This window comes from Halomonas sp. EF61, from assembly GCF_040147045.1.
GTDB classification, from domain to species: domain Bacteria; phylum Pseudomonadota; class Gammaproteobacteria; order Pseudomonadales; family Halomonadaceae; genus Halomonas; species Halomonas litopenaei.
In genome coordinates this window covers 693915-713019 of sequence record NZ_JAMSHM010000003.1, presented here as the reverse complement: position 1 = coordinate 713019, position 19105 = coordinate 693915, and the positions used below count along the sequence as shown (strand labels likewise).

Below are 19105 nucleotides of genomic sequence, written 5' to 3'. Positions count from 1 at the left end.
CTTGGATAACCTCGCAACAGCAGATAGAGCGGGTGTCGCCTGGCCGTGACAGTGGGCGAGGCAGGCCCGCCAATCCTAATGGATCCGGTGCCGGCTGCCCAGTGCGAGGGTCCACGGCCATGTCAGCGTCATGCTTCTGAGAGGGTCGGTGTCTCGATATTGTCGACCAGTACCTGGAGCATGGCGCGGGCGGCCACCGACAGCTCGTGGGGGTTCCAGGTGACCACCCCCACGGCGCGCTCGATGACGGGATCCTTGAGTGGGCGGCAGACCGCGCCGGCCTCCTGCATCTGACGCAGGCACAGCGAGGGCACGGCGCTGACGCCCAGGCCATTGGCCACCATGCGTCCGACGCTGGCGAGCTGATGGGTCTCGAAGGCTACCTTGAGGGCCCCGTGTCGGGCACCGAGCTGCTGCTCCAGCAGGCGGCGTACCATGGAAGGCCGCTGCAGCGCCACGAAGTCCCAGCTCATCAGGCTTTCCCAGTCGAGGCTTGAATGCTGTACCAGAGGCGAGCGTGGGGGCAGCACGGCCACGAAGCGGTCGTGAAACAGCGGAGTGAAGTGCAGGCTGCCGGTAGCCTCCGGCTCGAAGGCGATGCCCATCTCCACCTGGCGCTGGCGCACCATGTCGATCACCTGCTCGTTGACCACGTCATGTACGGTGACGTTGATACGCGGGTGCTGGCGGTGAAACACCCCCAGCGCCGGGGCCAGCAGATTGCCGGCAAAGGCCGGCATGGCGGCCAGGGAGAGCCGTCCAAGTTGCAGGGTGAAGCGTTGGCGCAGGGCGTCCTCGGTGTTGTCCCATTCCACCAGCAAGCGTTTGGCCAGCGGCACCAGGGACTCACCTTCGGGGGTCAGGCGGACGCTTCGGGTCGTGCGGATCAGCAGTCTACCGCCTAGGCTGTCCTCGAGACCCTTGATCGCCAGGCTCAGCGCCGGCTGGGAGAGGTGGAGCTGTTCACAGGCCTGGGTGAAGCTCAGGGTTCTGGCCACCGCCAGAAAGGCACGCAGTTGCTTGACGGTCACGACATGCTACCAAGGTCAAATTTATTTAAAGATATAAATAATCAATAAAGAAAACAAACTTAACAAATATATGGGGGCGAGCAACACTGCCTTCAGTGCTACCTTGAGGCAGGGCGGGGCACCGGAACGGTGCCGGTTCGCCACCTCTCCTTTCACTTTCATCGACAGACGAGGCGCCCCACATGGCCGGATTCGACAAGCGCGTGTATTCCTATGAAGAGGCGATGGACGGCATCGAGAGCGGTATGACGGTGCTGGCCGGAGGCTTCGGTCTCTGCGGCATTCCGGAGAACCTGATCGCCGAGATCAAGCGTCGCGGGGTCAAGGACCTCACGGTGGTCTCCAACAACTGTGGCGTCGATGGCTTTGGCCTCGGGGTGCTGCTGGAGGATCGTCAGATCAGCAAGATCCTGGCCTCCTACGTGGGCGAGAACGCCCTGTTCGAGCGTCAGATGCTCGACGGCGAGATCAATGTGCAGCTGACCCCGCAGGGGACCCTGGCCGAGAAGATGCGCGCCGGCGGTGCCGGTATTCCCGCCTTCTACACGGCGACCGGCTATGGCACCCCCATCGGTGAGGGCAAGGAAGTGCGCGAGTTCAACGGTCGCCACTATATCCTCGAAGAGGCCATCGTCGGTGACTTCGCCATCGTCAAGGGCTGGAAGGCCGATCGCTACGGCAATGTGGTCTATCGCAAGACCGCCCAGAACTTCAATCCCATGGTCGCCACCGCCGGCAAGATCACGGTGGTCGAGGTCGAAGAGATCGTCGAGCCGGGCGAGCTGGATCCGGCCGAGATCCACACGCCCGGTATCTACGTCGACCGCCTGATCCAGGGCACCTTCGAGAAGCGTATCGAGAAGCGCACCGTACACCAGGGCTGATCAGGCGCATCGCCCTGACGCAACGACTTCTCCAAAGAACAGCAAAGAGGCATCAAGATGGCACTCACTCGTGAACAGATGGCGCAGCGTGTCGCGCGCGAACTCGAAGACGGCTTCTACGTGAACCTGGGCATCGGCATTCCGACCCTGGTGGCAAACTATATTCCGGAAGGCATGGACGTGATGCTGCAGTCCGAGAACGGTCTGCTCGGCATGGGGCGTTACCCCACCGAGGAAGAGGTCGATCCGGACATGATCAACGCAGGCAAGCAGACCGTCACCGCGCGTCCGGGGTCGGCGATCTTTTCCTCGGCGGAGTCCTTCGCGATGATTCGCGGCGGTCACGTCGACCTGACGGTGCTGGGCGCCTTCGAGGTTGACCAGAACGGCAACATCGCTTCCTGGATGATCCCGGGCAAGCTGATCAAGGGCATGGGCGGAGCCATGGATCTGGTGGCGGGTGCCGAAAACATCATCTGCACCATGACCCACGCCTCCAAGGACGGCACCTCCAAGCTGCTGGAGTCCTGCAGCCTGCCGCTGACCGGTGCCGGCTGCATCAATCGTGTGCTGACCGATCTGGCCTATCTGGAGATCGACAACGGCGCCTTTATCCTCAAGGAGCGGGCACCGGGCGTCAGTGTCGAGGAGATCAAGGAAAAGACCGCCGGCAAGCTGATCGTGCCGGATGACGTTCCGGAAATGGTCTTCGACTGACCAAAACGCCCTTTGACGAGCGTCACCCTTGCCGAGCCAGCATGTTCTGCTGGCTGATACCTTGAGCGAGAACAAGGTTTTGGCACCCTCGCAGCGGCCCGGCTTACGCCGGCCCGCTGGCGTTTGCGAGACCCTGTCGTGGTTGCCGAATTTATGACCATCTTGAGTCCGGTGCCGCAGTGATCGGGCTTTTGGACGGTTCAAACGCCTTGATGCACAGCTTTATCCACAGAATCTGTGGATGAACCTCGTGGGAGGGATGGAGACTCGAGCCCTGGCAGGTACAATGCGGCGCCCAGGTCACTGGTCGAGACGGGCTCTCGGCCGGCCATTCGCCATCGCCACGGAGGTCTGTGTTGCGCGCACTCCCTGCCACTCTCCCGGTTCTGTTCCTGTGTGAGATCAGCTTCCTGCTGGGTCACGGTCTGATCATGACCCTGCTCGGGGTCCGCATGTCGCTGGAGGGCTTCCCCTCCCAGATGGCGGGGCTTCTGATGTCGAGCTTCTCGCTGGGGTTCGTGGCCGGAAGCTACTGGCTTGAGAAGCGCATTCGCAGTGTCGGCCATATTCGCGTGTTCGCCGCCTGTGCGGCGTCGCTGGCGGTCACCGCCATGCTTCATGGACTGTGGATCAATCCCTGGGCCTGGCTGGTCTGGCGGCTGATCGGGGGTGGTGCCACGGCGGGCCTGTTGATGGTCATGGAGTCCTGGGTGTCGGGGGAGTCCAGCAACGATAATCGCGGTCGCGTGCTGGGCTGGTACATGGTGATTTCGACCACCTCGCTGGCCGGCGGCCAGTGGATGCTCAACCTGGCCGACCCGGGCGGCCCGGTACTGTTCTCGGTGGTGGGGATGCTGTTTGCGCTGTCGCTGGTCCCGTTGTCGATTCATCGCATACAGGGGCCCAGTCGTCACCACGACGTGACGCCGCGCAAGATTCGTCTGTCGACCCTGTATCGGCGGGCGCCGGTGGGCCTGGTCGGTGCCTTTACCGGCGGCCTGATGGTGCAGGCGTTCTTCGCCATGACTCCGTACTACGGTCAGGAAATCGGCCTGACCACCGCCCAGACCGCCAAGTTCATGGCGGTTACGACTCTGGTGGCGCTGGTCGCCCAGTGGGGGCTGGGACGGGTTTCGGATCGTCTCGACCGGCGTCGCGTCATTCTGTGGATGGCGATCGTGATGACCGTCACCGGTGCTCTGATCTCGGCGGCGGCCGGTGCCAGCTTCTGGCTGCTGCTGGCGATCGCCTGCGGCCACACTGCCATGCTACACACCCTGTACTCGCTCAGTCTGGCCCATACCAATGACTGGCTCGAACCCGAGGAGGTGGTCGCTGCCAATGCCAAGCTGATGATCTGGTACGGCATCGGCTCGGTCATCGGGCCTTTCAGTGCCTCGCTGGTGATGCAGGCGGCGGGTCCCGACGGACTATGGCTGTTTCTTGGCATGGCGGCGTTTGCCCTGGCCATGTTCGTGATGGTCAGGCTCCACGGTGAGCGGGGCAAGTCGGTCGAGCAGGAGCCCTTTGTCGCTCAGCCGGTGATGGAGACTCCGCACTTCGCCGAGATCGACCCCCGCTACGAGCCCCAGCAGCTTGAGCTGGACCTGGAGGGTGAAGAAGAGCACACAGCCGACGCCGCCGGCTGACGCCCGGCGTCAGGTGATTTCGCAGCGGCTGTGGGGTGGCAGCATCACGTCGGCGGTGCGCTGCTGGCCCGCACTGGCCTGTTTTTCCAAGAGCAGCAGGCCGCCGAGCTGCACCCGATGTTCATCTCCCAGGGCGAACGCCAGACGCCGAGAACAGGTCGGGTAGAAGCGGTGTTCGACCATCGCCGACAGGGGGAGCGCCAGATCCTCGTTCTGTCCGGCGTGCAGGCCATGTTGCTGGAGTGCCTGGTCCAGCTCGACCAGGCTTCGGTCGAGTCTGTGGCAATCGAAGGCGACGTGATGCACCCGGGGGCCCATGACCGCCAGCCAGCCGGCCAGTGGATGGGCGCGATGAAGCTGCTGGTAGCTGTCCCAGTCAGGCATCGACCAGGGGCGGTTGGCGCCAAGCAATGGGGTTCGTTCTGCGTTGCCGGTGGCGACCAGCTTCAGCAGAGTATCGCGAGGCTGTCGCGACAGACGGGTGGTCTGCAGCTCGACGATGTTCAGTCTCGGCCCTTCTTCACGGCCGGCGAACAGGCAGGCGAGCAGGCCACGGTCGGGCAGGGCGTAGCGATATAGAGGGCGGTAGCCGTGCCGTTCAAGATCCGGCAACAGGGAGGCCAGGCTCCAGGGGGACTGGCTCACGGTGACCAGCGTGAAGCACTCGACCGGCGCATCCACCGGCCACAGGCGCAGCGCACCGATGTCAGGGTGCTGATGGACGTAGTCCAGCCACAATTGCTGAACGAAGCGCTGCTGCTCTGTCATTGCCGATCCTTGCCTGCCAGGAAGCCTGTTCTGTGAGTATAGGCAGGAAGGAGGGACGATCTTTCAACGACGGGCGAACGTTCAACGGTTTCGGCGGCCAGACGGATGAGGGCAAGGTCTGTTGGCCAGGATGGGCAGGGCAGGTGGCATGACCAGGCGCACGTCTCGTGGGGTCTTCAGCAAGAAAACGGGAAGCCCGTGTGGGCTTCCCGTCTTGTTACCGGCTGTGCCGTCGGTTCAGGCAGGCATCAGCTCATTGTCGCGAACGTACTGGTCGAACTCGGTGAAGCCGCCCACGTGGGTCTGGTCGACGAAGATCTGCGGCACGGTGGTGACCGGCTTGCCGATGGTCTTTTCCATATCGGCCTTGGTGATGCCTTCTTCGTGAATGTCCACGTAGCGGTAGCCCTCGATGCGACCGGCGTCGCTCAGAGAGTTGGCGAGCTCCTTGGCGCGTACGCAGAAGGGGCAGCCGGGGCGACCGAAGATGACAACAATCATGAAAGCTCCTCGCATCGTTGATGCAGTGGGTAGTGTTGAATCAGCGACCTGTCCGATGCCATGCAGCGGGACGGTCAATGAGTAAGTGGATGGCGCGCATTGTGACGGATTGCGTCGCGGAAGGCCAATAGCGTTGCTGAATGCCGTTCGATCGAACACGGCTATCGACATGGCGAAAAGTCGGCGCTCAACCGATACCGATATCGCGCAATTCCCCTGCGTCGGCCTGGCGCAGCAGCTCTCCGAGTTCGTCGAAGATCGCCGGGGCGCTGACCAGCAGGTTCTCGCCGTAAAGGTCCTCGGGCAGGCCCTCCGGGCAGGGATACAGGTGCCCGGTGCGGGCGCCGGCCTCTCGGGCGATCAGCCAGCCTGCGGCGAAATCCCAGGGAGAGACGGTTTCGTAGTAGGCGTCCAGGCGGCCACAGGCGACATCGCACAGATCCAGGGCGGCGGCGCCGTTGCGACGCACATCGCGACAGTGGTGAAGCACCGCGCCAAGGCGTCGCATCAGAGGCAGTCGGCTATCACGCCGGTACGGAAAGCCGGTACCGACCAGGCTCTGCTCGAGGGACTCGCTCTGGCTTGCGCTGATCGACTGTCCATTGCGCCAGGCACCCTTGTCGCGTATCGCGGTGAAGGTCTCGCCGAGGAAGGGGGCATGGACCACGCCCAATTGGGTGACGCCATCCTTGACGTAGGCGATGGACACCGCCACATGGAAAAGTCCGTGGGCAAAATTGACGGTACCATCGATGGGATCGACCACCCACAGGGCGCCATCTTCTTCCACGGCATCCTTGTCGGGGGCCAGCTCCTCGCTGAGGCGGTCCTCGCCGGGGAAGGCCGATTCCAGGCGTTCGGTGATCATGGTGTCCACCGCCACGTCGGTATCGGTGACCAGCTCCTGGCCTTCCTTGAAGTGATGCTTGAGGTCGTCACCTTCGCGGGCATCGCGGATCATCTTGCCAGCCGCCGTGGCGATGTCGATGGTGGCTTCCAGACGTTCCTCGAGGGTCATGGGCGACTCCTTGCAGGGGGAGGGATTTTGGCTGAAGTCTAACATTCCCGTTCGGCGCGTGCCTGTGGGTGTCGAGGACAGTAACGGGGTATCAAGGGTTCAACAGTGACAGGAAGGTGTGATGTCTGCGTTATCGATGGAGCAGTACCGGCGGCTGGAACGTCTTGCCAGGGAATTCAGTGATCGTCACCTGCGAGCGTTCAAGGCGCGTCCGGAGTTTCACCCCCGGCTTGCGGTGGATGCCTTGTGTTTTGCGCCCTGTCCTGGCCGGCCTGGATGGCTGGTTGGCGCCTGGCTGACGCCCTGCGACCTGTCGCTGGCGCTGGTGCGGGAATCCGCCGAGGCGTGCGATACGGACACGGCTGGGCCTCAGGTGCTGGAGCTGCCAAGGGGGGAATTCGAGCTGGAGCCGGAAATCATGGCCGGGGACATATTGTGGCGCTGCCTGCTATTGAACGACCTTGGCGATGTCGACGACATGGGCGAGGCCTGTCGCCTGGCACAGCGGCTGATGGACAAGGTGATGACGGCCCCCGAGTGAGTCGACATGATAGCAGTCACTGTCCGGGGGCATGGCTGTGGGTGGCTTTGTTACATTATTGATAAAAGTGCTGTCTTGGTCGTGACTTTATATCGTTTTTATCAGTGAATTCCTGGTAATGGTTGATTGATATATTTTTATTTATTGGCTCAATGTACAGCTTACTACAATAAATATTGAAATAGAGACTATGAGGAGATAGCCTGATGCAAGGCTGTGACATCGCGATGGTGTGCCTTGTTCGCTTGTTGGACGCTTGTAGAGTTCGACCAAGAGCTGTGCAAAGAGGGCCCCGATACTGGTCAGGGAAATCATGAAAAAACCAAGCTGGAATTCGTCTATACCAAGCTGGTCGGTCAAGGGATAGACTAGCGGTGTCAAGATGATCAGTGCAGCGACGGCTCTTGTCAAACAGGCTGTCACCACCACCGCAGTAGCAACGATAAGTAGTGTGGAGTAGGTGGTGCTGTCAAGGGAAAGCGCTGTTTCGATAATGCGGTCCGAAATTCCAGAGTGCTGAAGACTCGCGTTGAGTAATCCGGAAAATCCAATTGTTACTATTATCACAGATGAGGTTATTGATGATTGAATCAAGATTCTGCGTATGTCGCGTAGCGCTAAGGTTCTATGGATAAATAATGCTCCGAGTAAAGCATGGATGACAGCCAGCATCGCTGCTTCCGAAAAACGGAATATGTAGGAGCTTACCCCACCAATCACAATCAAGGGTATCGCTAGATCCCATATGGCAGAAAATACTGAAAACAGAAAAGAGGGCGAACGGAGGTTTCCATCATGGTATGAGCGTGAATGAGTGTTCTGATATGTACAGATGATGGTCAGAATAGCGGATAGCACGAGTATTGCTGGAACCAGCTTTGGATACACGTCACTGGCTAGCATGTAAGAGACTGATATAAAAACGGCAGCAAGAACCGATAGCGCTGTAAATGCACTCACAATTGTCGGGACAGCTCTATTGGTTCGGTATTGCGGTGCGTGGCCAAGGTTGTTTGACGTGCCTGATAACAATTGCGTGACAGGCCCATGACTACTTGCAGTGTCTGGTTCGGATGTCGTGTCTGAAACCGTCTGCGACAGAGGGGTAGCGTCTTTCACGATGCCGAAGACGCCAAAGGTGAGACTCTTCAAGCTGGCACTGACTCTTCCATGAGTGATGAGATCTCCGGTTACGATGAGTAAAGGGATGGCTTCCAACTGCAGACTCTGCATATTGTGCAAGAACTGAAAAGTGACTAGTTTATAAGGGAGGTCTTGCGTCTCGATTAGACCAACGCCCACTATTCCTATCACGAAGATGACGGGAACTCCAAGCACTAGAAGTTCTGCCAGGACAGCAAACACCAGACTCAAGGGGGTCATTGAGTGATCGCCTCAGTTGGTGGTGTGGTAAACCATGCTCGTGAAAATGCAATCAAGGAGGTGTAGCTCATCATCATAAACATGATAGGTAGCATTATCTGGCCCAAGGTGCGGAGATTTCCCTCATGAAATATGTGTTCTATGTTTGCAAGCTGAAGGTTTTCATGGAAAAGGTAGGTTAGTATGATCATGATCTTCATTGTCGCTAATTGAGCGAGAATCATGATCTTGTTCCTTGCACTATCGGGGAGCGTGTTCGCGATGTATGTAAGGGCGAAATAGCACCCCCGTCGATGAGCCATTGTTGCTCCTGGAAGCACGACACAGATTGTGAGCAAATCAACGAGTCCAAATGGATAGTTGATTGTATTGAAGAAAAGTCGGTAAACTGCTCCAAAAGTGATCAGCAGGAATAGGATGATCATTGCAATAAGAATCAGGTATCCAGTCATTCTATCGATTTCCTGATCTATTTTTTGCATCGCTATCAACATGGCGAATGTGTTCTCGTCTGGTTGGATGGAATTGATGATTTCCTTGGACAGTGTTGGTAAGTGTTGTTTGATAAAAGGTTTGTGTTGTCGGTAGGGTCAGAATATTTAATGGAAGGGGTGTGGCGTAAATACATTCTGTCCATATCCCGCTCCCTGTTTATGGTTTACGCGCAAATTTTATACTCTTGAAAGACAACTTCCCCACCGTGGAAATAAAAGAGGTATCTCCTGCATGCGACAAGGGTCGTGGGGGGATCGTGTTGTCCCGATGTTGTCAGGTCAACAAATACTTATGCGTTGATATGATGTGGATCAATAGCAGCGCACGGCTGCATATATGTTGTGCTCAGCTAAATATACATATTGAGTTTCAGGCAGGTCTGCCGACCATGTACTGTCGTCTGCCTGTGGCCAGGAATCCTGTCGCTTGGCACAGCGGCTGATGGACAAGGTGATGACGGCCCCCGAGTGAGCGATCGAGACCTTTGTCCGGCTGGCGCTGCAATGCAGCACTGGCATATGCTGGGATGCTGATGTAGGCATTGGCAGGCATCGTCATCAGAGACGCCACCCGTTCGACGGGTGATGTGTTCCAGACCCAGAGGAGAGCCATAGTGAGCGATCATTCCACTCCCAGAGTTGCCCTGGTGACCGGCACCAGCAGCGGCATCGGTGCGGCGGTCGTCGCCCATCTGCGTGCTCAGGGGCATCAAGTCCTGGCGGTCGACTTCAACCCGGCCGGACGGGAGGTGGCCGAGGCCGAGGGTGCGGTCTTCCACGAGGCCGATCTGACCCAGGCCGAGGCCTGTCGCGGCGCCGTCGATGAAGCCCTGAGGCGTTTCGGGCGGCTGGATATTCTGGTCAACAACGCCGGCATCCAGCACGTCGCTCCCATCGAGGAGTTCCCCCAGGAAAAATGGCGTCAGATCATCGATCTGATGCTGACCGCGCCCTTCCTGCTGACCCAGGCGGCCTGGCCGTCGATGCGCGAGAATGGTTGGGGGCGCATCGTCAATATCGCCTCGGTCCATGCCCAGGTGGCCTCGCCCGGCAAGGCCGCCTACATCAGCGCCAAGCATGGCATGATCGGGCTGACCAAGACGGCTGCGCTGGAAGGCGGCGCCCAGGGCATCACCGCCAACGCCCTGTGTCCGGCCTACGTCAAGACGCCACTGGTGGACAATCAGATCGCCGACCAGGCCAGACTCCATGGGATGGAGGAGCAGGAGGTGATCGAGCAGATCATGCTCAAGAATGCCGCCGTGAAGCGCTTGATCGACCCCTCCGAGGTGGCGAGCCTGGTCGGGTATCTTGCCTCGGATGCGGCCGGTGCAGTCACCGGCGCCAGCTGGAATATCGATCTGGGCTGGACCGCCCAGTAAAGCACGCTGTTGCAGCGCCTTCTGTTGCGGACCCTTTGTTGCAGAGCCTCTGTTTCAGACCCTCCGTTGCAGAGCCTCCGTTGCAGACCCTCTGGCGCTTGGCCCTTCGTGTAGAGAGTCTGGGGGTAAAATGCACGGGCGCAAAGACCTCTGATCTAGAGGCGCCTGGCGCAGAGAAGGACGGTAGAGAAGGACGGAGAGACACCCGACGTTGGACAGCGCCTAGCGTGTTGAGCTCAAACAAGAGACGCAGCCCCTGGGCTGCGTCTCTTTTGTATCGAGTGTCCGCTGTATCGGGGGGAGGCTGTCACCGGCAGCGTACGATGGTGTCATCAACGCCGGACAGGACGCTTCTGCAGCTTGCGCTGCAGGGTGCGACGGTGCATGCCGAGCGCCCTGGCGGTGGCCGAGATGTTGCCGTCGTGTTCCTGCAGCACCTTCTGGATATGCTCCCAGGTCAGGCGGTTGATGGACGGCGGGTTGTCTGCCACCTCGGTTTCGGGATTTCCCTCACGCTGTTCCAGGGCGCTGAGTACCTCGTCGGCGTCCACTGGCTTGCACAGGTAGTTGACCGCGCCGAGCTTGATCGCCTCCACCGCCGTGGCGATGCTGGAGTAGCCGGTCAGCACCACGATGCGGCAGTCGGGAACCACCTCCAGCAGTTCGGGCAACAGCTTCAACCCCGAGTCCTGGTCAAGCTTGAGGTCCAGGGTGGCGACCTCAGGCTGGTGGCGACGCGCCAGTTCCAGCGCCTGGGTGGCGTCATGGGCCACCTCGACCTCGTGGCCGCGGCGCTGCATGGCGCGTTCGAGTACGTGGCAAAAGACCTCATCGTCATCGATGATCAGTAGCCGGTGTGCGGTGTCTTGCATGATGTCCTCGTGAATGGAGACTCAGCCGACGCGGGGCAGGGTGACCTCGGTCAGGGTGCCGCCGTCGTGATGATTATACAGACTGACGCCCCCGCCGAAGCGATTGATGGTGGCATGGGTCAGGAACAGGCCGATTCCCAGTCCCTTGCTCTTGGTCGACACGAAGGTCTCGCCGAGCTGGTCGGCGATCGACATGGGGATGCCTGGCCCATGATCGCGGATATCGATGATCACCTTGTCGGCGGTCCAGTCGAGCTGGATCTCGATATCGTCTGGCTGGGCGTCGGCGGCGTTGTTCAGCAGGTTGGTTAGCGCCTGGTCCAGGGTGGTATCCACTGCGATCGATGGCTGGCCGCGTCGGCGTGCGACCTCAAGGCGATGGGTAACGTCCGGGCGCAGCACCAGCCAGCGGTCGATCACGCCATCGAGCCAGCTCTGGGCGTCGCGGGTCTCCGGCTCGTCCTTGCGCCGGAGGTCGGCGCTTTCGACCAGGTTGCGCAGGCGCGCCTTGCAGGTGTCAACCTGCTGGCGCAAAAGGTCGATATCTTCCACCAGCCTGGGGTCGTCGTGGTGTTCGTTCTTGAGTTCGGACAGCACTACCGCCATGGTCGACAGCGGCGTGCCGAGTTCGTGGGCGGTGCCGGCGGCCTGGGTCGCCACCGCCAGGACCTGCTCCGAGCGTAGCGCCGCCTCGCGAGTCCGAGCCAGGGTCTGGTCGCGATGGCGCAGGGCGTGGGCCATCTTGTAGATGAAGAAGGTCACCAGCCCTGCCGACAGGAAGAAGTTGAGCCACATGCCCAGCACGTGAAGGTTGACGCTGGAGGCGTAGTGGGAGCCCAGCTGTGGCACCGGATGGTAGACCACCATCAGGGCGCTGTAGGCGGCCATGGCGGTGAGTGCCAGGATCCAGGCGTGACGCCAGGGCAGGGTGGCGGCGGCGATGGTCACCGGCACCAGATAGTAGGTGATGAAGGGGTTGGTAGCACCGCCGGTAAAGTAGAACAGCAGGGTCAGCCCGGCCACGTCCAGCAGCAGGTGGATCAGGTACTCGTGATGGCTGACATCCCTGGGCCGGCCCAGGCGCCACCAGGTGGCGATATTGATCAGGCCCATGGCGACGATCACCGCGATCACCGCAGGAACATCGAGGGCGAAGTCCAGGAGCTCGATGCCGACGATGATGGCGACCAGGAAGCCGGTCCAGGTGATGCCGCGTACAAAGGTCAGGCGGATCAGATTGCGGTTGGGCGTCGACAGTGGCAATGGAAGGGCGGCAGGCATGATCTCTCCCTCGATAAGTGGCGGCATGATAGCGCATCGCAGGCCCGGCCGTCGTGGGGCGCGCGCTACAGGCACGGCGCCCGGATCGGTGGCTCCGCTCCCAGGGGCATGCGCACCAGGGATAAAGTCGTTGGCGGCGAGCGATTGCGTCGTGCCCTCGGCTGGGCAACAGTGGCAGGAGCCTGTGCAGCGAAGACGCCAGGTGGTGTCTTCGACGTGACTGTCGGCTTGAGCACACTACCAAGTGGCTTTATCGGCATGCGTTGACACAGCGCTTCATCGGCAAAGGGCGCGGTCTGAACAAGGGAATGGATGGAATGCTGAAGCGACTGCTACCGATCTTGGTTCTGGCGATCGGCGTGGGTGGGTTCTGGCTGTTGAAGGTGACGCGGCCGGCGCCGCCTCCGGTAACGGTGGAAGAGCGCGAGTGGCCGGTCGCCGCCATGACGCTGTCGCTGGGCCGCCACGCACCGACCCTGGCGCTCTACGGCGAGGTGCTGGCGCCGGATCGCCTGAGGCTGGTGGCGTCGCTGGATGGCCACGTCGGGCAGCGCCCGGTACGTGATGGTGACCGGGTCGAAGAGGGCGACCTGCTGGTAGCCCTGGCCGAGGAAGACGTGGTGCCGGTGGTGACGCGGGCCGAGGCGGAGGTGGCACGGCTGGAGGCCGAGATCGAGGCGGAAAAGATTCGCTTCGAGAGCGATCGACAGGCGCTGGCTCGGGAACAGTCGCTGCTCGACAACGCCCGCAGTCAGCTCGAGCGTATGCGCTCGCTGGTGCGGCGTAATCTGGCCTCCCGGGCCGAGCTTGACGCCGACGAGAACGAAATCGCCCGAGCCCAGGTGACGCTGGTCAGTCGCCAGGGCGAACTCGACGGGCACCCCGCCAGGCTGACCAGTCTCGAGGCCCAGCGGCGCCAGGCCGAGGCGTCGCTGGCCGAAGCCCGTCGCGATGCGCGAAGGGCCCGGGCCGAAGCGCCTTTTGCCGGTATCGTCACCGCTGTGGAAGTCGCGCCGGGCGACCGGGTGCGCGAGGGTGACGCCCTGCTCGATCTGATCCCGCTCGATGGTCTCGAGGTACGTGCCCGGGTGCCCAGGGGCGTGCAGTCCGAACTGGTGTCGAGCCTGGCCGATGGCGCTCGCCCTGAGGCCGTCGACGACGAGGGCGGGCGCTATCGGCTGAGGGCACTGTCGGGCCAGGGGGACCCCGCCGGCACCGAGGCCATCCTCGAGGTGGTGTCCTCACCGGCCCGTCTGCGGCCTGGTTCGCTGGTATCGCTGTCGCTGGCCCGTCCCGAGGTGGCCGACAGTGCGGCGATACCCTTCAGCGCCCTGTACGGTGCCGATCGGATCTACGTCATCGAACAGGGGCGCCTGCGGCCGATTGAGGTCAGGCGTCACGGCGAGACCAGCGGGCCTGACGGGGGCTCCTGGGTGATCGTCAGCGGTGAGGGTCTGGCCGACGGCCAGCGCCTGGCCATCACCCATCTGCCCAACGCCATCGAAGGACTGCGGGTGGTGGACCTGTCCCGGGGCAGCGGGCCCGCCGATATCAGCGCAACCCAGGCGCCGGCTGGCCAGAGGTCTGGTGAGCCCGTGAGCTCACCGTCCGCGGGCGACGATGTGCGGGCGGAGGCCGGCCCGTGAGCGAAGATACCCAACCGAATGCCCCCAGAGGCCCGATCGGCTTCTTTGTCCGCCACCGGGTCGCGGCCAACCTGGTAATGCTGGTGATGCTGATCGGCGGCGCCCTGGGCCTGTCGCGGATGAACATTCAGTTCTTCCCCGATTTTGCGCTGGACATCGTCTCGGTGCAGACCGTCTACAGCGGCGCCTCGGCGGAAGACGTGGAGCAGGGCATCACCATCCCGCTGGAGCAGCGCCTGCGCAATCTCGATGGCCTGACGCGGATGACCTCGACTTCGGCCCAGGGGGTGTCGAGCATTACCCTGGAGTTCTACGAGGGTACCGACCCGGTGCTAGCGCTGGATGATGTGCGCGAGCAGGTCGATGGCTTCACCAATCTGCCCGGGGACGCCGAGGAGCCGCGCGTTTCGCGGGCCCAGAACTTCGAGCCGGTGGCCCGCCTGATACTGTCCGGTGACGTCGATCGCGAGGCGCTGCGTCGGCTGGCCCGTCGCTTCGAGGACGAGCTGTTGTCGGCCGGGATCGATCGGGTCGAGCTGGTCGGGCTGCCGGAGCAGCAGATCAGCGTGGAGGTGCCGGTGGAGCGGCTTGGCGAGCTGGACCTGAGCCTGCCGGAGATCGCCGAGCGCATCGAGGGACTGTCGCTGGACCTGCCCGCGGGGCTGCTTGGCAGTCAGGACGGCGAGCGCGAGCTGCGCGCGGTGGAACAGCGCCGCAGCGCCGAGGAGTTCGCCGATATAGCGGTGCGCGGGGGCCAGCGGGTGCGTCTGGCGCTCGGTGACATCGCGGTGATCCGCCAGGAGAACCGTCCGCGACAGGTGGAGGTGCTCCACCATGGACAGCCGGCGGTGGAGCTGATGCTGCAGCGCTCGGAGAGCGGCAACTCACTGGCCGCCGCCGAGGTGCTCAATGGCTGGCTGGAGCAAACCCGCGCGGAGCTGCCGGAGAGCATCACGCTGGAGGTCCACGACGAGACCTGGCAGCTGATCGCCGATCGCATCGGTCTGCTGATCAACAATGGCCTGGGCGGCCTGGTGCTGGTACTGGCGCTGTTGTATCTGTTCCTGCCGGCGCGGGTGGCGCTGTGGGTGGCCATCGGTATTCCCACCGCCTTTCTCGGCGCACTGGCGGTGTTTTGGGGCATCGGCGGCTCGGTCAACATGATCTCGCTGTTTGCCTTGATCATGGCGTTGGGGGTGATCGTCGATGACGCCATCGTCGTCGGCGAGGACGCCGATGCCCACTTTCGAGCAGGCGAGGCGGCACGCCTGGCCTCGGCGGGTGCGGCCCGCAGGATGCTGTGGCCGGTGGTGGCGTCGTCCTTGACCACCGTGGCGGCCTTCATGCCGCTGTTGATGGTGGGGGGAATCATCGGCAACATCCTGCGCGATATTCCGGTGGTGATGATCTGCGTGCTGGTAGCCTCCTTGCTGGAGTGCTTCGTGGTGCTGCCGGCCCACCTGCGCAACGCCTTCTCACCTCGCGCCGGCGGCGAGCGCCGCCCGGGGCCGCTGGGGCGTCTGCGAGGTGCCTTCGACAGCGGCTTCGATCGTTTTCGCCAGGGGCCCTTCCGACGCTTCTCCGCCAGCACCTTGCGCCATCGGGCGCTGACCTTGAGCGCGGCGCTGGCGCTGGTGCTGGTGACGGTGGGGCTCCTGGCGGGCGGACGTCTGGCGTTCAATTTCTTCCCCACGCCGGAGCCGAATATCCTCTACGCCAATCTGAGCTTCGTCACCGGCACCTCTCGAGATAGGGTCGAGGACTATCTGGCCACCATGCAAAAGGCCCTCGATGACACCGAAGAGGCCCTCGGCGGGGATCTGGTGCGCAGCGCCGTGGTGCGCGTGGGCGGTACCCTGTCCGCCGACGCCAGCGGACGGACCGGTGACAATGTCGGCTCGATCATGGTCGAGCTGGTGCCGTCAGACCGGCGCTCGGTGCGCAACCTGCCGTTTATCCGTGCCTGGCGAGAGCGTCTGTCCGAGGTCCCGGGACTCGACACCCTGTCCATCGTCGAGCGCAGCGGCGGGCCACCGGGGCGTGACGTCAACGTGCGCCTGGTCGGCGAGTCCGCCGAGTCGCTGAAGCGGGCGGCGGAATCACTGACCCGCAGCCTCGGACAGTTGCCCGGGGTGCTGGAGCCCGAGGACGACATGCCCTGGGGGCGCGAACAGCTGATCTACTCGGTCAACGCCTATGGTCAGGCGCTGGGCCTGACCACCCGGGAACTCGGGCGCCAGCTGCGGGCGGCCTTCGATGGCGTGCTGGTGCAGACCTATCAGGACGGTGCCGACGAGATCGAGGTGAGGGTGCTGTTACCGAAGGACCAGCGTGAGCACCTGGCGACCCTGCCGCGGCTGATGGTGCGAGTGGACGATGGCCGCCTGGTGCCATTGGACCAGGTGATGGCGCTGGATCACCGCCAGGGCTTCGAGGCGCTGCGTCACGCCGATGGCCGTCTGGCCGTCGAGGTCAGCGCCGACCTCGACACCGAAGTGACCAACACCGCCACGGTGGTCGAGGCGCTGCAAGCCGAGGTGCTGCCGGCGCTGACCGAGCGCTACCACCTGAGCTACACCTTCGAGGGCCAGGCGGCGGACCAGCGTGATACCTTCGCCGACATGCGTACCGGCCTGATCATCGGGCTGGGCCTGATGTATGTGGTGCTGGCCTGGGTATTTGCCTCCTGGAGCCTGCCGCTGATCGTGATGGCGACCATTCCGCTGGCGCTGGTGGGGGCTTTGCTGGGCCATTGGGTGATGGGGCTGGATCTCACCATCCTGTCGATGTTCGGGCTGTTCGGGCTGTCCGGGATCGTGGTCAACAATGCGATCATCCTGGTGACCTTCTATCGTCACGAGCGTGACGCCGGGCGGGATATCGACGCGGCTCTCAACGAGGCGGTGGTGCAGCGGGTCAGGGCCATGTTCCTGACCTCTCTGACGACCATCGGTGGACTGACCCCACTGCTGTTCGAGACCTCGCTGCAGGCCCAGTTCCTGATCCCCATGGCGGTGACCATCGCCTTCGGCCTCGGTGTCTCGACCCTGCTGGTGCTGGCGGTGATCCCGGTGCTGCTGAGCTACCTGGAACACCTCAAGGCCGCGCTGGCCTCACGGACATCACGTCACACCACGTCTGAGGGCTAGGCCGTGATGGTGGGGCAGAGGGGCCGGCCCATCGTGTCCGGCCGCTGTGGTCGATGCATAAAAGGCAGCGCCGCCCGGTGGGCGGCGCTGTCGCTCGTGGCGGTCATTCGGTGGGATTGTCCTGTCTATCTTATACCTGTATTAGCTGGCCTGCTGAGGCGTCAATATCTGCTGGTGCAGGCTGTTACCCTCGATGTCCTTGAGGGTGACGGTGAGCGCCAGGCTGTCGCCATCCAGGTCCACCTGGCCGAAGAACTGAAAGCCTTCGCTGGGCGGCAGGTTGGCTCGACCATCGGCGGGGGCCTTCTGGAACACCACCTCCGGGCCAAAGGTGGCGTCCAGGGTATTGGGGCCGAAGGTGCCGGCGTGCAGCGGGCCGCTGACGAATTCCCAGAAGGGCGTGAACTGCTTGAAACTGGCACGTTCCGGCGCATAGTGATGGGCGGCCGTGTAGTGGACATCGGCGGTCAGCCACACCACGTTGGCGATGGCGTTGTCGTGGATCGCCTTGAGCAGTCGGGCGATCTCGTGCTCGCGCCCGGAAGGGGCGCCACCCTCGCCATTGGCCACCGCTTCGAAGTGCTCGCCGTCGGCGACCACCAGGCCCACCGGCATGTCGGAGGCGATGATCTTCCAGGTGGCCGTCGAGGCCTTCAGCGCCGCGATCAAGTCGTCCACCTGGCGAGCCCCCATCAGGCTTGAGGCCGGGTCGTCGGCGCCCTGGGTATTGGTGCTGTTGGCCGCGCGATAGGTGCGCATGTCGAGCATGAACACCTCGAGTTCGGGACCGTAGGTGAAACGACGGCGAATCATCTCGGGGGCCTCGGGGCGCTGACGGATCGGCATCGACTCGAGGAAGGCGCGGCGGGCACGCGCCGCCAGCAGCGAGACGTTCTTCTCGGTGTAGCGCGGATCATCGAGGATCTCGCCGGGGTACCAGTTGTTGACGGTCTCGTGGTCGTCCCACTGGGCGTACATCGGCACCTCGGCGTTGAAGCGCTTGAGGTTGTCGTCCAGCAGGTTGTAGAGGTACTGGCCGCGATACTCGTCCAGGGTCTCGGCCACCTTGCTCTTGGCGTCGGTCATGCGGTTGCGCCAGACGCTGCCGTCCTCCAGGTTCACGCTTTCTTCGAGCGGGCCATCGGCGTAGATGGTGTCGCCGGAGTGCAGGAAGAAGTCGGGCGACTGCTTGAGCATGGTGTCGTAGATGCGCATGCCGCCGCGGGATTCGTCGATGCCCCAGCCCTGGCCAACGGTATCGCCGGACCACACGAAACGTACCGAACGGCGTGAGCGTCCCGGCATGACCAGCCGGCCGATGACCGGCTCACTGACGGCGCGATCGTCGCCGAGGGCGGCGAAGCGCACGCGGTAGAACACCTCCGGCAGGTCGGCCAGGCCGGTGACGTCGAGCTTGGCGGTCAGCCCGCTGGCCGGCAGGGCGGTGGGTCCCTGCAGGGTACGGGCGTTGTTGAAGGCAGCGTTGTCGGCGATGTCCAGCAGCATCCGCGAGGGGCGGTCGGCACGCGACCAGATGATGGCGCGGTCGGTGCCGACGTCGCCGCTCATTACCCCGGAGGTGATCACGGGCCGACGGGATTCGGCCAGCACGATGCCGGGGGCGGCGGTGATCAGGCCGAGGCCGGCACCGGCCTTGAGACCGAGTCCAAGAAACTGGCGTCGGGTGGGTTGCATGGGGCTCTCCTTGTCGTTGCGTCCGGTGGTCTTGGCGGGGTGGCGCGTCGCCCTTCACGGGGGCGGGCGCGGCCAGTCGCCTAGCATTGCGGCC

16 protein-coding genes are annotated in these 19105 nt (G+C 62.8%); 7 read left to right on the top strand and 9 right to left on the bottom strand.

All coding sequences use genetic code 11. The annotated features are described in order from the left end of the window. Positions 1-128 precede the first annotated feature (128 nt). The gene (locus NFI08_RS17980) at positions 129-1031 is read right to left on the bottom strand and encodes a LysR family transcriptional regulator (protein WP_045991473.1); all 903 of its coding nucleotides are present in this window, start codon (positions 1029-1031) and stop codon (positions 129-131) included. A gap of 182 nt (positions 1032-1213) precedes the next feature. Here NFI08_RS17980 and NFI08_RS17975 point away from each other — a divergent pair, with 182 nt between their 5' ends. The 3 genes from NFI08_RS17975 (at position 1214) to NFI08_RS17965 (ending at position 4281) form a co-directional block, all read left to right on the top strand. After that, on the top strand, positions 1214-1915 hold the full coding sequence (locus NFI08_RS17975; RefSeq protein WP_108447904.1) for a CoA transferase subunit A: 702 nt from the start codon (positions 1214-1216) through the stop codon (positions 1913-1915). Between the two features lie 57 nt (positions 1916-1972). Then, positions 1973-2632 (top strand): CoA transferase subunit B, encoded by a 660-nt coding sequence (locus NFI08_RS17970; protein ID WP_045991471.1) that lies wholly within the window; start codon positions 1973-1975, stop codon positions 2630-2632. Between the two features lie 356 nt (positions 2633-2988). Then, on the top strand, positions 2989-4281 hold the full coding sequence (locus tag NFI08_RS17965) for an MFS transporter (protein WP_108447905.1): 1293 nt from the start codon (positions 2989-2991) through the stop codon (positions 4279-4281). A 9-nt stretch (positions 4282-4290) separates the two neighbouring features. On the opposite strand, the gene NFI08_RS17960 is transcribed toward NFI08_RS17965, so the two are convergent. The 3 genes from NFI08_RS17960 to NFI08_RS17950 all read right to left on the bottom strand — a co-directional run bounded on the left by NFI08_RS17960 (position 4291) and on the right by NFI08_RS17950 (position 6568). Then, a complete protein-coding gene (locus NFI08_RS17960; protein ID WP_108447906.1) occupies positions 4291-5049 on the bottom strand; it encodes a VOC family protein in 759 nt (252 codons plus the stop codon). Positions 5050-5286: 237 nt separating this feature from the next. Next, positions 5287-5550, bottom strand: a complete 264-nt coding sequence (locus NFI08_RS17955) for a GrxA family glutaredoxin (RefSeq protein WP_045991468.1) — start codon at positions 5548-5550, stop codon at positions 5287-5289. A gap of 187 nt (positions 5551-5737) precedes the next feature. Then, complete coding sequence (locus NFI08_RS17950) at positions 5738-6568, bottom strand: inositol monophosphatase family protein (RefSeq protein ID WP_045991467.1); 831 nt, start codon at positions 6566-6568, stop codon at positions 5738-5740. A gap of 121 nt (positions 6569-6689) precedes the next feature. Here NFI08_RS17950 and hybE point away from each other — a divergent pair, with 121 nt between their 5' ends. Further along, on the top strand, positions 6690-7109 hold the full coding sequence (hybE, locus tag NFI08_RS17945) for a [NiFe]-hydrogenase assembly chaperone HybE (RefSeq protein WP_108447907.1): 420 nt from the start codon (positions 6690-6692) through the stop codon (positions 7107-7109). Positions 7110-7250: 141 nt separating this feature from the next. Here the strand turns inward: hybE and NFI08_RS17940 are convergent, their stop codons facing one another. Together NFI08_RS17940 and NFI08_RS17935 are read right to left on the bottom strand one after the other, a co-directional pair. Next, positions 7251-8492: a TRAP transporter large permease subunit gene (locus NFI08_RS17940; protein ID WP_108447908.1), complete on the bottom strand. Its 1242-nt coding sequence runs from the start codon at positions 8490-8492 to the stop codon at positions 7251-7253. Then, positions 8489-8944: a hypothetical protein gene (locus NFI08_RS17935; RefSeq protein WP_349591147.1), complete on the bottom strand. Its 456-nt coding sequence runs from the start codon at positions 8942-8944 to the stop codon at positions 8489-8491. Before NFI08_RS17935 ends, NFI08_RS17940 begins: the two co-directional genes overlap by 4 nt. A gap of 656 nt (positions 8945-9600) precedes the next feature. On the opposite strand from NFI08_RS17935, the gene NFI08_RS17930 reads away from it, so the two are divergent. Then, on the top strand, positions 9601-10368 hold the full coding sequence (locus NFI08_RS17930) for a 3-hydroxybutyrate dehydrogenase (RefSeq protein WP_375038409.1): 768 nt from the start codon (positions 9601-9603) through the stop codon (positions 10366-10368). A gap of 332 nt (positions 10369-10700) precedes the next feature. Here NFI08_RS17930 and NFI08_RS17925 read toward each other — a convergent pair whose 3' ends face one another. Continuing rightward, positions 10701-11240, bottom strand: a complete 540-nt coding sequence (locus NFI08_RS17925; RefSeq protein ID WP_045991464.1) for a response regulator transcription factor — start codon at positions 11238-11240, stop codon at positions 10701-10703. A gap of 21 nt (positions 11241-11261) precedes the next feature. Next, on the bottom strand, positions 11262-12521 hold the full coding sequence (locus NFI08_RS17920) for an ATP-binding protein (protein ID WP_045991463.1): 1260 nt from the start codon (positions 12519-12521) through the stop codon (positions 11262-11264). A 317-nt stretch (positions 12522-12838) separates the two neighbouring features. On the opposite strand from NFI08_RS17920, the gene NFI08_RS17915 reads away from it, so the two are divergent. Both NFI08_RS17915 and NFI08_RS17910 read left to right on the top strand, forming a co-directional pair. Further along, the gene (locus NFI08_RS17915; protein WP_349591144.1) at positions 12839-14167 is read left to right on the top strand and encodes an efflux RND transporter periplasmic adaptor subunit; all 1329 of its coding nucleotides are present in this window, start codon (positions 12839-12841) and stop codon (positions 14165-14167) included. Further along, positions 14164-17316: an efflux RND transporter permease subunit gene (locus tag NFI08_RS17910; RefSeq protein ID WP_349591142.1), complete on the top strand. Its 3153-nt coding sequence runs from the start codon at positions 14164-14166 to the stop codon at positions 17314-17316. Before NFI08_RS17915 ends, NFI08_RS17910 begins: the two co-directional genes overlap by 4 nt. A 141-nt stretch (positions 17317-17457) precedes the next feature. Here NFI08_RS17910 and NFI08_RS17905 read toward each other — a convergent pair whose 3' ends face one another. Further along, positions 17458-19011 carry an alkaline phosphatase D family protein gene (locus NFI08_RS17905; protein WP_349591140.1) on the bottom strand — a complete coding sequence of 518 codons (1554 nt, stop codon included), beginning with the start codon at positions 19009-19011 and terminating at the stop codon, positions 17458-17460. Positions 19012-19105 lie beyond the last annotated feature (94 nt).

Bases quoted from the DNA above. Each gene is read 5' to 3' on its own strand.
- NFI08_RS17920 (WP_045991463.1), bottom strand. From the start codon at position 12,521: ATGCCTGCCGCCCTTCCATTGCCACTGTCGACGCCCAACCGCAATCTG.
- NFI08_RS17960 (WP_108447906.1), bottom strand. From the start codon at position 5,049: ATGACAGAGCAGCAGCGCTTCGTTCAGCAATTGTGGCTGGACTACGTC.
- NFI08_RS17975 (WP_108447904.1), top strand. From the start codon at position 1,214: ATGGCCGGATTCGACAAGCGCGTGTATTCCTATGAAGAGGCGATGGAC.
- NFI08_RS17915 (WP_349591144.1), top strand. From the start codon at position 12,839: ATGCTGAAGCGACTGCTACCGATCTTGGTTCTGGCGATCGGCGTGGGT.
- NFI08_RS17935 (WP_349591147.1), bottom strand. From the start codon at position 8,944: ATGACTGGATACCTGATTCTTATTGCAATGATCATCCTATTCCTGCTG.
- NFI08_RS17905 (WP_349591140.1), bottom strand. From the start codon at position 19,011: ATGCAACCCACCCGACGCCAGTTTCTTGGACTCGGTCTCAAGGCCGGT.
- NFI08_RS17970 (WP_045991471.1), top strand. From the start codon at position 1,973: ATGGCACTCACTCGTGAACAGATGGCGCAGCGTGTCGCGCGCGAACTC.
- NFI08_RS17940 (WP_108447908.1), bottom strand. From the start codon at position 8,492: ATGACCCCCTTGAGTCTGGTGTTTGCTGTCCTGGCAGAACTTCTAGTG.
- NFI08_RS17925 (WP_045991464.1), bottom strand. From the start codon at position 11,240: ATGCAAGACACCGCACACCGGCTACTGATCATCGATGACGATGAGGTC.
- hybE (WP_108447907.1), top strand. From the start codon at position 6,690: ATGTCTGCGTTATCGATGGAGCAGTACCGGCGGCTGGAACGTCTTGCC.
- NFI08_RS17955 (WP_045991468.1), bottom strand. From the start codon at position 5,550: ATGATTGTTGTCATCTTCGGTCGCCCCGGCTGCCCCTTCTGCGTACGC.
- NFI08_RS17950 (WP_045991467.1), bottom strand. From the start codon at position 6,568: ATGACCCTCGAGGAACGTCTGGAAGCCACCATCGACATCGCCACGGCG.